Annotated in this window: 18 protein-coding genes; 13 read left to right on the top strand and 5 right to left on the bottom strand. The window is 34.5% G+C overall.

The window, feature by feature from the left end:
* Positions 1–74 precede the first annotated feature (74 nt).
* Together ACKI3D_RS00090 and ACKI3D_RS00085 are read left to right on the top strand one after the other, a co-directional pair.
* Positions 75–1,208 carry an adhesin gene (locus ACKI3D_RS00090; RefSeq protein ID WP_407391148.1) on the top strand — a complete coding sequence of 378 codons (1,134 nt, stop codon included), beginning with the start codon at positions 75–77 and terminating at the stop codon, positions 1,206–1,208.
* 24 nt (positions 1,209–1,232) lie between these two features.
* A complete protein-coding gene (locus tag ACKI3D_RS00085; RefSeq protein WP_407391146.1) occupies positions 1,233–1,916 on the top strand; it encodes an MIP family channel protein in 684 nt (227 codons plus the stop codon).
* Positions 1,917–1,937: 21 nt separating this feature from the next.
* On the opposite strand, the gene ACKI3D_RS00080 is transcribed toward ACKI3D_RS00085, so the two are convergent.
* Entirely contained in the window at positions 1,938–2,630 is a 693-nt protein-coding gene (locus ACKI3D_RS00080) for a nitroreductase family protein (protein WP_407391144.1), read from the bottom strand.
* A 73-nt stretch (positions 2,631–2,703) separates the two neighbouring features.
* Between ACKI3D_RS00080 and pyrH the strand changes: the two genes are divergently transcribed.
* Genes pyrH through ACKI3D_RS00050 form a run of 6 tightly spaced genes read left to right on the top strand, consistent with a single transcriptional unit; the run spans position 2,704 to position 5,791 of the window.
* Positions 2,704–3,381 carry a UMP kinase gene (pyrH, locus tag ACKI3D_RS00075; protein ID WP_407391142.1) on the top strand — a complete coding sequence of 226 codons (678 nt, stop codon included), beginning with the start codon at positions 2,704–2,706 and terminating at the stop codon, positions 3,379–3,381.
* An 8-nt stretch (positions 3,382–3,389) separates the two neighbouring features.
* A complete protein-coding gene (locus ACKI3D_RS00070) occupies positions 3,390–4,178 on the top strand; it encodes a TatD family hydrolase (protein WP_407391140.1) in 789 nt (262 codons plus the stop codon).
* A gap of 12 nt (positions 4,179–4,190) precedes the next feature.
* Positions 4,191–4,382: a DUF2116 family Zn-ribbon domain-containing protein gene (locus ACKI3D_RS00065; protein ID WP_407391138.1), complete on the top strand. Its 192-nt coding sequence runs from the start codon at positions 4,191–4,193 to the stop codon at positions 4,380–4,382.
* 7 nt (positions 4,383–4,389) lie between these two features.
* On the top strand, positions 4,390–4,713 hold the full coding sequence (locus tag ACKI3D_RS00060) for a YbjQ family protein (protein WP_407391136.1): 324 nt from the start codon (positions 4,390–4,392) through the stop codon (positions 4,711–4,713).
* 1 nt (position 4,714) lies between these two features.
* Entirely contained in the window at positions 4,715–5,581 is an 867-nt protein-coding gene (locus ACKI3D_RS00055) for a hypothetical protein (protein ID WP_407391134.1), read from the top strand.
* Positions 5,582–5,584: 3 nt separating this feature from the next.
* Positions 5,585–5,791: a hypothetical protein gene (locus tag ACKI3D_RS00050; protein ID WP_407391132.1), complete on the top strand. Its 207-nt coding sequence runs from the start codon at positions 5,585–5,587 to the stop codon at positions 5,789–5,791.
* Between the two features lie 14 nt (positions 5,792–5,805).
* Here ACKI3D_RS00050 and ACKI3D_RS00045 read toward each other — a convergent pair whose 3' ends face one another.
* From ACKI3D_RS00045 to ACKI3D_RS00035, 3 genes are read right to left on the bottom strand one after another with little or no spacing between them, the layout of a single operon-like run.
* The gene (locus tag ACKI3D_RS00045; protein ID WP_407391130.1) at positions 5,806–6,165 is read right to left on the bottom strand and encodes a tetratricopeptide repeat protein; all 360 of its coding nucleotides are present in this window, start codon (positions 6,163–6,165) and stop codon (positions 5,806–5,808) included.
* 9 nt (positions 6,166–6,174) lie between these two features.
* The gene (locus ACKI3D_RS00040; RefSeq protein WP_407391150.1) at positions 6,175–6,987 is read right to left on the bottom strand and encodes a sulfite exporter TauE/SafE family protein; all 813 of its coding nucleotides are present in this window, start codon (positions 6,985–6,987) and stop codon (positions 6,175–6,177) included.
* 4 nt (positions 6,988–6,991) lie between these two features.
* The gene (locus tag ACKI3D_RS00035; RefSeq protein WP_407391128.1) at positions 6,992–7,795 is read right to left on the bottom strand and encodes a DUF2207 family protein; all 804 of its coding nucleotides are present in this window, start codon (positions 7,793–7,795) and stop codon (positions 6,992–6,994) included.
* 57 nt (positions 7,796–7,852) lie between these two features.
* Here ACKI3D_RS00035 and ACKI3D_RS00030 point away from each other — a divergent pair, with 57 nt between their 5' ends.
* From ACKI3D_RS00030 to ACKI3D_RS00010, 5 genes are all read left to right on the top strand, one after another.
* Positions 7,853–8,914, top strand: coding sequence for a hypothetical protein (locus tag ACKI3D_RS00030; protein WP_407391126.1), 1,062 nt, complete (start codon positions 7,853–7,855; stop codon positions 8,912–8,914).
* Positions 8,892–9,815, top strand: a complete 924-nt coding sequence (locus tag ACKI3D_RS00025; RefSeq protein ID WP_407391124.1) for a DMT family transporter — start codon at positions 8,892–8,894, stop codon at positions 9,813–9,815. The genes ACKI3D_RS00030 and ACKI3D_RS00025 overlap by 23 nt, the downstream gene beginning before the upstream one ends.
* Before the next feature lie 93 nt (positions 9,816–9,908).
* Positions 9,909–10,124 carry a hypothetical protein gene (locus tag ACKI3D_RS00020; protein ID WP_407391122.1) on the top strand — a complete coding sequence of 72 codons (216 nt, stop codon included), beginning with the start codon at positions 9,909–9,911 and terminating at the stop codon, positions 10,122–10,124.
* Positions 10,125–10,195: 71 nt separating this feature from the next.
* Positions 10,196–12,091 carry an MJ1255/VC2487 family glycosyltransferase gene (locus tag ACKI3D_RS00015; protein WP_407391120.1) on the top strand — a complete coding sequence of 632 codons (1,896 nt, stop codon included), beginning with the start codon at positions 10,196–10,198 and terminating at the stop codon, positions 12,089–12,091.
* 5 nt (positions 12,092–12,096) lie between these two features.
* Positions 12,097–12,240, top strand: coding sequence for a hypothetical protein (locus ACKI3D_RS00010; RefSeq protein ID WP_407391118.1), 144 nt, complete (start codon positions 12,097–12,099; stop codon positions 12,238–12,240).
* 93 nt (positions 12,241–12,333) lie between these two features.
* On the opposite strand, the gene ACKI3D_RS00005 is transcribed toward ACKI3D_RS00010, so the two are convergent.
* On the bottom strand, positions 12,334–13,196 hold an 863-nt coding region (locus ACKI3D_RS00005; protein WP_407391116.1), incomplete at its 5' end, for a bile acid:sodium symporter family protein.

Here is a 13,196-nt window from a genome sequence, read left to right as displayed (position 1 = left end):
ATAAATATATTTCAATAAAATATTTTAGTTATGAAAATAATAATTATTATTAATTTAAGGTTAAGGTAAGAGTTATGAAAAAGCAAATTGTTATACTGATAATGGCCATATTAATAGTTGCTCCATTAGTACAGGACGTATCTGCATCAAAAACCGTTTATCTTACTTCGGACACTATTATTGACCATGATAATGATATAAAAATGTTAAACTCAATAAAGGGTTACATTGAAGAAATAAGTGGTGGAGAATTACAAGTAATAGTTGATAATCAAGCACCTGCACCTGGAGAAGGGTGGCGTGCAATATCTGTAACAAGTGACGTTAGCGTATGTCTGGCTGCATCAGATGCCGGAAACTATTTACAGCTAGGCAGAGCAACAACAAATTCAGACAAGCAGATTGTCTTCATTAACACCGGAAGCTATGATTTAGATAATCATTCAAACTATCTCAGAAGAGCTTGGGACGACAATTACTCAAATGAAACCCTTGCGGGAATGCACGACCCTGGAACATTCCTTAAAAATGCAGGAATTTATTATTACCAACCAGTAAAAGATTTCCCAGATGACTTTGAAGATGGTTATTTGGCCAGATATGATGAAGACTTGAATAGGCAAATCGCACAGCACATTGTAGATATAGTAAATGGACATGGAAACGATACAAGAACTTTCTCTGATGAACTAGTTGTCACAAATAAGATATCCCCTAAAGGAATGGCTGATGCATCCAAAATGCTTGTAGCTAGCGGAGATAAAGAGATGAAAGGTCCATACGGATCATATTCATCACCTCAATTGTTATACCAATTAAGTGCTTATCTAAATGGGGATGGAATTGATATTCCTAAAGAATATGACGCTCCAGACAATCCTCTTGGAATTTCATTTTTAACAAAGGACACCTACTCCGTTTATGACTATTTCAAAATGGCAGGAATTGTTAAAAACTATATGGATGAAAATGGAAAAGCACCTGACTCAATTGAATATGAAGGAGCCCACATCGGTTATTATGATTTATTATATAATTTTGCAAAAATAAGCCAAAATCATACTGATGGAAAAAATATGGGCTTTGAAAGTGAATACCACTTCGATAAGGTTAACGATTCAATATTATTACATATCTTCCCATTTGTTTTAATATTGTTTGTATTATTCCTTGCATATTTATTCTTGAAGAGAGTAAGAAGATTTTAATAAGATTAATAGAGGTAAAAGATTATGAAAAGATATGTTGCAGAATTAATGGGAACAATGGTTCTTGTTCTTTTCGGTTGTGGAAGTGCAGCCATAGCGGGTTCCGTATTAGGTACTTTAGGAATTGCATTGGCATTTGGTTTATCTATTGTAGCTATGGCTTACGTAATTGGAGACATCTCCGGATGTCACATCAATCCTGCCGTTTCAATCGGTATGTGGATTGATGGAAGATTGGAAGCAAAAGACTTGATTTTATATATTGTATTCCAATGTATTGGTGCAATAATAGGTATTGCCCTTTTAGTAGCAATTATTAATTCCGCACCAAGTCTTGGAGGCTATGTTGCCACTGGACTTGGCCAGAATGGATTTGGTTCAGCATCTAGTGTTGGTTTAGATGTCATAGGAGCAATAATCGTTGAAATTATTTTAACCTTTGTATTTGTATTTACCGTTCTCGGAGTAACTAAAAAAGCAGAAAATGCTGCAGTAGCGGGTATTGTAATCGGTTTAACTCTTACTTTTGTACACATTATGGGAATTCCATTAACTGGAACTTCCGTAAACCCTGCGCGCAGTTTAGCACCTGCATTATTCCTTGGAGGACAGGCACTCGAACAGGTTTGGGTATTCATTTTGGCTCCAATAGTCGGTGCAGTACTCGCAGGATTACTTTACAAAGGTTTGACTTCAGAGGATGCTTAAATCCTCTATTTTTTTCTTTTATTAAATTTTCATACTTCCAATGTATGTATAATCTTTAAGATTCTCAAAATCATTTTTGATATCAAATTCGAATGTTTCTTCATTGACCACATACATGTGAGCCAAAGCTATTCCCATATCAATTGGATTCCATTTTCCCAAGATTTTGCGCTTTAATACATTTTGTTTAATCTGATAAACATCAAAACCTTCTGAAGTATGTTTAAAATACCAAGGCTGTGAGTTAATGGCTGATGGTGCAAGTTGCGCTGGGATTAATCTATAATCCTTAATATCAGAAATTTCTGTGATATCTTTTCTTTTAAATTCGGAACTTTCTCTTGTCATGTCATCAGATTTTCCAAAGGCTATTGAAATGACAAATTGGGGACTCTTTTTCTTAGGTGATGCCATCCCAACCCAGCAATTACCGATTTCCATACCTTGAAGGAATAGGCATAGCTGCTGGAAAACAAAACCAATATTTTCTTGATAATTGTCCTTTTTCTCAGAGTAGATTGCTATGAAATAAGGAGCAGACCAGCGATTGCGATTATTGACCCTATCAGAAGTCAAAATTTCATAGCCATAATCAATACTGTCATTTAAAGGTTTTACACTATTCATGAAACTATGAATTAAATTCATGTCAATTTCATCATCCAAATACTTTCGGCAGGATTTTCTAATGTAGATTTGTTCTTCTAGACTCATTGAAATTAATTATTGTACTTCTCTCTTAAATATTTAAATAATATCTTAAAGATACAATATATAAGGTGAATATATGAAAATCGTTATTGCAATTGGAGGATCAATTTTACTCAAAGAATATGATTGTAAGAAATTCCAAGAATATAGCGCTATCTTAAAAGACCTTGCCGACGAACATGAATTATTTGTTGTTGTAGGCGGTGGAAAACCTGCAAGAGAATACATTAGCGTTGTTCGTGATTTGGGAGCTGGAGAAGCGCAATGTGATGATATTGGAATTGAAGTTACAAGAATCAACGCTAAATTAATGCTGTCTGCACTCGGTGATGCGGCATATCAAAGAGTCCCTCATAATTTCCAGGAAGCTTTGGAATTTTCAGCAACTGGAAAAATCGTTGTAATGGGTGGAACTGAACCTGCACACAGTACCGATGCGGTTTCTGCAATTTTAGCAGAATATGTCCAAGCAGACAAGCTCATCAACTTAACTTCCGTTGATGGAATGTATACAAAGGACCCTAACAAATTTGATGATGCTGAACTTGTCCCTGAAATTACAGCAACAGATTTGCTTGAATTCCTAAGTGGAAAGGACGTTAAGGCCGGAACTTATGAATTCTTTGACATGACTGCTGTTCAAATGATTAAGAGATCAAACCTGGAAACCGTAATTACCAACGGATTTGAACCTGAAAACCTTATCAAAGCAGTCAACGGGGAAAACATTGGTACAAGAGTTTTAAGCGAATAGGTGATTGTGTGAATAATCTCGTTGATATTGGCTTAAACCTAATGCATTCTTCATTTAAAAAGGATAGAGTTGAAATAATTGAAGAAGCAAAAAAGGTAGGAGTTAATCAATTTATTATAACTGGCACTAATGTGCATTCAAGCCATATGGCTGCCGAATATGCATCAAAATACCCTGGAACTCTATTTTCAACATCAGGAGTTCACCCTCATGATGCTAAAACCTGCAATGGACACACCATGTTTGAACTTGAAAAAATAGCTAAAAAGGATTGTGTTGTGGCAATTGGAGAGTGTGGTTTAGATTATAATAGGAATTTCTCCCCACAGGACCTTCAAAGAAAATGGTTTGAAGCACAGGTTGAAGTGGCTGAAAGAACCAATATGCCTTTATTTTTACATGAACGAGAAGCTCATAAAGACTTATATGATATATTAAAAAGACATGATAGCGTTGTTGAAAAATCAGTTGTTCACTGTTTTACAGGAACAAAACAGGAAGCACAAAATTACGTCGATTTAGGTTGCTATATTGGTGTTACTGGATGGATTTGTGATATGAAAAGAGGAAGAGATTTGCAGGAAGCTGTTAGTGCAATTCCTCCTGAAAAATTAATGATTGAAACAGATGCACCATTTCTTATACCTAAAAACTTTGATAAAAAGCCTAAAAAGAACAGGAATGAACCGAAATATTTACCTCATATCCTCGAAACAATTGCAATTTGCATGGGTCTTGATGCAGAAGACCTTGCTATTCAAGTTACTAAAAATACAAAAGAATTTTTCAAAATCTAAGGAGATGATAAAATGGCAGTAGAACCACATAAACATTGTCCGATTTGCGGAACCCCAATACCATTGAATGAACTTGTATGCTCATCAGATTGTCAAAAAGTCTGGGATGCTAGATTAAACCAAAGAAAAAGATCACAAATAATCTTATATGTAGTTATTGCAATATTCTTAATTATTTGGGCAATTATGACCTTTATGAAATAGGGATACAATGATTTTAACTTCTTCTAACACCTTAGAGAATAAAGAAATAATCGAATATAAAGGATTAGTTACAGGAGAATCCTTAATCGGAGCCAACATTTACAAAGATATTTTTTCAGGAGTTCGTGATGTCGTAGGTGGAAGAACAACCCAATATGAAGAAGAATTAGGGAAAGCCCGTGACATTGCCTTTCAAAGCATGAAAGAAAAAGCTGAAAGTCTTGGTGCTAATGCAATTATTGGGCTTAAAATCTCATATGATAATCTGGGCGGCACCATGGGAAATACAATTCTTGTAACTGCATACGGCACTGCAATAAAATATGAGTAGAATGAAAATCAAAAACAAAGAAATAGATTTTAAGGCTATCGGAAAAATATTACTCTGTGTCGGAGCAGGTACTGGAATTGGGCTTATTACATATGGACTTTTCCTACATTTCAATATTGCAATTTTTGGATGGAATCTAGGATTGATTTTTGCACCAGTAGTTGCGGGATATGTAGAAACAGTATTGGCAAATAGGATTCTTGGTAGAAACTTAGGTGCAGTAAGTGCATTTCTCCTTTTTATTGACACCACCTTTTACAGTTTTATTCTAAAAAATCCAACTTTAGGAATGAATATCATTACTGTAGGGTCAATTGTAGTAATTTTACAGGCGGCATTTCCAACACTTTTAAATTATATTCTTTTAGTTGTAATTGGCGCTATCCTGTCCAATTTCAAATGGATTTTTGTAAAGATTGGAAAAGCCATGAAAAAATTAATTAAAGGTCTGTTTAGATTGGAAACCCAAGATGAAGAACTCCTTACTGAAAACGAAGTTTATTTTGATGAAAACAAAAGCAATGAAAAATTGAATTCACTGGATTTCTTCTTTATAACAAGTTCAGATATGACAACCAGAAGCCATGAAAATATTGGCATCTTTCAAAGCAGCGTATTTATTGAAAACAAAGAGGAGATTAGTGTTAAACGTGAAGAAATAGAAGAAAGACGTTTAAAAATTATTAAAGAAGCTAAAGACGAATGTTTAACTAAATTAGCTAACAATATCAAGGATAACGGTGGACATGGTGTTTTGGATTTGAACATTAAATATGGGTTGATGGGATTGGCTGGCAATCACATTCACATAACCGCAACGGGCATGGGGATTAAAATATACAAAAAAGACATTGATAATGAGGTGTAAAATATGGAAAAAGAAGGAACAATAATAATACCAATTATAGGCTATATTGTGGCATTGATAAGTCCAATAATTGGTTTAGTATATGGAGCAATCTTGGTTTTCTTTAAAAAGGATACTCCACTATACCAAAAACATGGAAGGTTCATAATATACTTTTCAATCCTAGTATTTATCGTAAGTTTAATACTAAGATACGCTTTAGGAATGTGAATGAATTGAAAAATTCATTCAATTTCTTTTAATCTCTTTTTAAACTCATCATTTTTATTGCAATTACTGATTGCTTTTTTTAAGATATCCTTTTCAGCATCAACATTGCCTTGTTTTTTATAAATATTGGCCAAACCTTCATAAGCCTTTACAGAATCCGGCAATGCAAAAATAACTTGCTTATACAATTCTATTGCTTCATCAAATTTACCTTTATTTTCAAGGTATTTGGCTTCGTTCATTAAATCTGCAATGTTTTTTAGTTTGCTGTCCTCTTTTTTAGATTTAATTTTTCCTTCAACATTTTTTAATTTGTCAAAAATGCCTTCTGCTTCGTTTTTATCAAAATTTTCTCCGATTTTTCTTTCACCCATGATATCACCTCAAGGTAGAATACCTAACATTTTTAATGCGATGTATAATACTAATATTGAAAATATTATTTTTAACTTTTTTTGAGGAATCTTATGTGCATATTTTGCCCCTATTGATGCTAGAGGCACTGAAAAACAAGCAATAAATAAAAAGTTAATAATGCTCACATAACCAATTGAGTATGGAAATGTTGACACTCCCCATCCTGTAACAATATATGATAAAAATCCCCCAACTGCAGTTAAGCAGATAAATACAGATGATGTTCCAATAGCTTCAATTAATGAGAATCCTAATAGTGCTGTCAAGATAGCTATTAAAAATATTCCTCCGCCGACTCCTAAAAGACCTGATGAAAAACCAACTAGAATACCGATAATTCCACATGAAACCCAATTGAAAGGAATTTTGGCTTCATTTCTCACTTTATTTATATCAATTATATTTTTGACTACTACAAACAGCAGCAAACATCCGAAAATTATTTCCAGCACTCGTGAAGGTAGTCCTGATGCAACAAATCCGCCAATGGCTCCGCCGATAATACCAAAAATGCCTAACTGAATTCCGGGTTTTATGATATTGTCCATTGTGCGGGTATGCCTATAGGCACCGCTCATTGAGGTTGGGATGATAATTGCCAAACTAGTGCCTAAAGAAATAAGCATTGCAAGGTCAGGATTTACTCCAATGTACTTTAACAGGAAGTATTGGAGAGGCACGATTAAGAATCCTCCGCCTACGCCCAAAAGACCTGATGCAAATCCTGCAAAAATACCTATTAAGATTAGTCCTATGAAATATTCTATTGGAAACATTATTTAATCATCCTCCGCCAGGAATGGTATACTTATCATTTACACCGTAGAATATACCGTCTCCTTTGCTTTTCTCTTTTACATTAGATAATGCATTGCTGAATATGATATTCAATAATTTATATCCGTCTTTATCAATAAAATCAGATAATTGGGAGTCATTTTCCCTTAATTCCAAAGTTTCCTTTTCAATGTCAAAGCAAGCTCCATAAATTATTTGGGAAGCGTTTTCCTCAACAGATTGTGGAGGATACTTTTCACTCAATTCCTGTGATTTAAGATATTCCTGATATCCTTTCCACCTGTTCTTAAGCTCTTTTCCTTTAGAGGTAAACTTCTTGTTTTCAACAATATCCCTGTAATTTTCAGGACTGTATCCATTTTCATTTTCAACAGCCTGCTTGTAGTCAATGAAATCATTTTTGAATTTATTGGCGATTGAGGTATTGTTGCTTTGCTTTAGCATGTCCTTTAGATTGAATTTCTTGGACTTGTTCATTGTCTTCAATAAGTTGATAGCTAAGGTTTCAGAAGTCTTTAACTCCCCGGAATTTGCAATTCTGAGAGTAATATTTTTCATGACCTCAAAATCATCATTGGTGATTTTTTTGTTAACATTATATGATTCTTTAACATCTATATCACATTTGATTTGGCCTTTCCTAATCAAGTCAAGTATTGTAAGTGATAGAGAGTTTACTTTTATAACACGATTGTTGAATCTTTTATTTATAAACAATGCTGCAACAATAGGGTAAGCATCCTCACTTGGAGGGTTTGTTATATATTCCTTCTGATTATTCTCGAACATAAAAATACAAACTATAAGATAAATCTATTTAAAGTATTAATAATTAAATTATTGTTAATGAGAATTAATAAAACTATCTTAATTGGATTAATATTTATTTTTCTTGCGGGCATAATATTTGCAACCGATATCTTTAATCCAATCATAAGACCGATTACATATCTATTTTTAATGGGATCATCTAAAGGAAAAGACATTATGTTTTTTGGCCTTTTAGGTTTATTCATGATTTTATCCCAGATGATTAAGAAAGACATTGATACTACCAAGTATTTGAAAATTTCAATTGTAATTGGTTCAGTTTTACTTATTTTAGGCATTGTATTGGAAATTGTATTTAGGCTGCAGATGGGCATCGGACTCAACACAGTATTCTGTTCCATGTCCAACACAATGAGTTCCACAAGCATTCTGCACACCCACTTGCTGAAGGCAATTTTCGGTGCGCTTTTAAGTCAGATTATGGGGCCATTTATCCAGAGCGGCATTAACACCGGCGTTGGACTATACCAGTATGTTCCAAGCTTTGGATTTTTGGTGATTTTACTGGTTCCGATATTGTTTGCTACATTAGTCCTAGCTATTCAAAAGCGTCCGTGGTTTACAAATCTTTTGATGGCTTTCTTTTCAAGCTGTCTGATAATCGGCGCAATTGACGGAGGACTGTTTGCAACCCCATCATATGTTGGAATTTTAGGCTTATATCTAGTTTATAGAAACGGATACTATCTGAATTACATTGTGGGCACTGTCTTAAAAGACAAACAGCTGCTTGAAGACAATGAATTGATTCAACCCCCATACAGAAATGTTGGCTTGAGTGAAAAAAGATACCTGTTCAACCGTTTCCTGATTTGGTTTGTTGTCATTGTGATGATAATCTTAAGATTTACAGTTGCCCTGGCCGGTGCCGAACCAGATTACTATACTGTTGAAATTGCCGATATCGCAGACAACGTTGACTTTGGAGACATTCCTATTGAAAAAATCAGCAATGACATCTACCATGTGGATTCAAGTTATAATGAGATGGAACTGATTAACGACTTGAAAGTGCCGTTGAACAATTCATGCGAGTATTATACGGTTTCGTGGAATGCCTATTCCTATTTGGAATGATACCATGAAAAAAATCTATTTAATATTACCTATTCTAGCGGGGTTCATGTTCGGATCAAGCGGAGTGTTTGTACGGACATTGATACAGAATGGAATTAATCAAACCACGCTGCTCTTCTTAAGGTTTTCAATAGCCATAATTCCAATTCTGATTGCTTTACTGCTGACCGACAAAACCCTCTTCAAAATTGAATTAGATGATTTGCCACTATTTTTAGTCTGTGCAGTCTGCATCATTGGACTTAACTTATGCTATAATGAATCCATGAATACCATTCCATTATCCTTGGCTGCTGTCTTATTGTCATTAGCGCCAATATATGTATTGATAATAGCATACTTCCTATTTGGAGAAAAGATTACCACAAAAAAGATAATCTGTATGGTTCTGGCCATTTTCGGATGCATATTGATGACGGGCATTTTGGAAAGCGGAATCTCCTCAGTCCCACTGTTCGGAATCCTTGCAGGGATTGGTGCGGGACTGTTCTGGGCATTCTATCTGATGGCTTCCAAAAAATCGATTGAAAATGGAAATCATACGTTTACGATATTATTCTATTCGATTATTTTTATTACTATAGCCCTGATTCCATTTACAGACTTCGGCCAGATTGCCAATTTCATCTCAATAAATCCTACATTAATAATCCTATTTCTAATTTTACACTCCACATTTTCATTTGCCTTGCCATATATCCTTTCAACATTGAGTTTGAACTATATGGACTCAGGAATATCATCAATCCTGCTTTCAGGAGCAGAACCCCTAGCTGCATTGATATTCGGTTTAGCAATATATGCAGAAATTCCGACAATACTGATGTTTTTCGGATTTATCCTTACAATTGTGGCAATGATGATGTTATCTAGAATTGAACCCGAAAATATTGAAATGTAGTCAATTTCAGACAAAATAATTGAATATTCATCAAAATATTTATTAATACGTTTAATCAGACTAAATAATAATTAGTTAAATGGAGGTAAAAATATGGTTAATGCTATACTTGCAGGTATATTATCCTTTTTAATTCCAGGTTTAGGTCAAGCTGTAGCTGGAGACATCAAAAAAGGAGTAATATTCTTCATACTCGCCATTGTTATAGGATGTTTTGCAACATTAATATTCAGACATTGGGTTGTTTGGATTGTAGACATACTTTACGCACTATTTGCAGCATACGATGCATACCTCATGGCGCAATAGGTTAAAATATTTCATTTTAACCATTTCTTTTTTTACAAAAACTTATAAATTTTAAAAATAAACTTAAACATATGATTTTCAGCATTATCATCCCTACCTATAACGAAGAGGAGTATCTTCCAGTTCTGCTAGACAGTATCAAGGAGCAGGACTTTGATGACTATGAAGTCATTGTAGCCGATGCCAACTCGACCGACAGAACCCGTGAAATTGCAGAGGAATACGGATGCATTGTCGTTGATGGAGGGCTTCCGGCAGTAGGTAGAAATAATGGGGCTAATGTTGCAAAAGGAGACATATTGGTGTTTTTAGACTCTGACTTGCAGCTTACAGAAGATTATCTTAGAGATGTGCTATACGAGTTTCAAATGGAAAGGCTCGGAATAGCAATAACACAGATGCTTCCGATGTCCAATAAGGTACAGGACAAGCTATTCCATGATTTTGCAAACTATTTCATGATTGGCGTTGAAAAAATCAAGCCCCATGGTGCAGGATGCTACGGAATCATTGCAAAAAGATCTCTTCATGAGGAATGTGGAGGGTTTGACGAATCCCTAACTTTCGGTGAAGATACAGATTACATTGAAAGATTGGCTAAAAAAGCACCATTTAGAGTGCTTAGAAATGCAAAAATCGGCGTTTCAACCAGAAGACTTGAAGAGGAAGGGATTGAAACATTGATTCAGCAATACGGAAAAAGCACAATCAATGACTTTTTAGGAAAAAGAACCGATGCAGAAGAGCTCAACTACAATTTTGATCATGGCCATGAACGATTATCAACTTCACGATTCAAAAAACTTGAAAAGGGAACAGAACAGATAAACGAAATCAAGGAAACCTATGACAATTCAATTCAGAAAATCCATTCCACACGAGCCCAGATAAAGGCAAGGCACAGAAAACGAGACAAAAAGGTTGTGTTTTACTGTGCTTGCGGTGAAGGAATGGGCCATGCCATAAGGACTGGAGTGATTGTTGACAGAATCAAGGACAAATATGACGTTTATGTATTTTCAAGCGATCGGGCATATGAATACTTAAGCTCAAAATTCGACAACGTCTATGAAATAGGTGGATTCAATACTGTTTACATCAACAATAAGGTAAACAACCTCAAAACATTGGCTGATGCAATAAAGAGAAATCCGACAAATATAAAAGTCGGATATGAAAACCTATATAAAAAAGCTATGCAACTGCATCCTGACGTTATCGTGACCGATTTTGAAATATATGCAACAGTGGTTTCAAAGATAAGGGGAATACCATTAATCAGCCTGGACAACATCCACATGATTACACAGACAAAAATTGATTATCCTAAGAGCCAATATGCAGAAATGATCAAGGCGAAAGGTGTAATCAAAACATATGTCGTAAATCCAAAGGTTCATATACTAACCAGCTTTTTCTATCCTCCTATAAGGCCTCGCAAAAATGCAGTAATCTATCCTCCAATCATCCGTGAGGACATCCTTAAATTAGAGCCTAGAGATGGAAATCACATTATCATCTATCAGACAAGCCGTGAAAGTGAAAAACTGGTCAAAAGGCTTAAAGCATTGAAAGATGAAGAGTTCATTGTCTATGGATTCAATAAAAATGAAACCGACGGCAATTTGACATTCAAGGAATTCAATGAAGACGTGTTTTATGATGATTTGGCCTCTGCAAAGGCAGTAATCTGTAATGGAGGATTTACATTCATTTCAGAAGCCATCAGCCTTAAGAAACCAATCTATTCAGTTCCAGCCATTGGAAACTTTGAGCAGACATTGAACGGATTTTATGTTCAAAAGCTGGGATATGGGGAATATCATGAAATCATGAGTGCCAAAAGAGTATCCAATTTCCTGAAAAGACTTCCGAGATATCAAAAAAAGCTTGCTAAAGTTAAAAAGACAAACAATGACGGAATTGTACGAGAACTGATTTATAGAATCGAAAAATACTCAAAGTGATAAATATGATAACATGTAATGTTTGTGGACATTTGAATGACCCTTCAAATGTAATATGTGAAGAATGTGGATCTGATTTGTCTGACAGTCCCGACTGGGGATGTTATGATGATTTTGAAGAAATGGGTTATGATGATGAAGATTTTTGATTAATGATTGAAATATCAAGCATCACCACCAATCCATATATTTTTTCTATACTTAAGAAGGATTAATCTTTATAATCTTACAGGTTCAATGAATTAGACAAATCTTCTAAACACATATGCAAGAATTGACCTTGCAAAATTCTGCCAAACCGAATAAAGAGCTCCTGGAACTGTAGCTTGGGAAAGGTTTGGAAAGTGATTTTTTGCAAGGCCGGTTGATAAACCAGAATTTTGAAATGAAAGTTCAATAGCAATGGTAATAATTTGCTTTTTGTCCATTCCCGCCAAATAACCAACACAAAATCCAAGAAACATTGCAAGGAAATATTGTAAAATAATAACAACCATTATGATTGCAGATGAACTTAAAATAGCCTGTTTATTAGTTCCTATTACTCCAGCAACAATTAAACAAATTACAATTGAAGATATTGCCGGCAAATAATCTTTTAACTCATCACAGAATTTAGGAAACTTGTAATTCAATGTTAAACCTAAAATGATTGGAATGATAACAATCTCAAGGATTGAAATAAACATGTCAATTGGATTAAAATGAATTTGATTGCCTATTAACAATAACGTAATCATTGGAGTTAAAATCGGGGAAATCACAGTGGAAACAGCTGTTAAAGAAACAGATAATGCTACGTCTCCTTTGGAAAGAAACGTTATAACGTCAGAAGCAGTTCCTCCCGGAACGGTTCCAACTAAAATAAGGCCAACAGTCAAGGCATCATTTAAAGAAAACATTTTTGCAAGACAAAATGCTAATATTGGCATTACGATATATTGTGCCGAAAGTCCCACAGAAATTTCTTTCGGATTTTTAAATACATTAACAAAGTCATCAACTTTTAATGTAGTTCCCATTGTAAAAAGAATGATGCTTAATAATAAATTCAATATATTTATACCATAATATTCACTCAAAACCCATTTAAATGAATTTGGGT

Origin of the sequence: Methanobrevibacter sp. (assembly GCF_045586545.1) — an archaeon.
In the GTDB taxonomy this organism is placed as follows: domain Archaea; phylum Methanobacteriota; class Methanobacteria; order Methanobacteriales; family Methanobacteriaceae; genus Methanocatella.
This window is presented reverse-complemented; position numbering and strand designations above follow the sequence as displayed.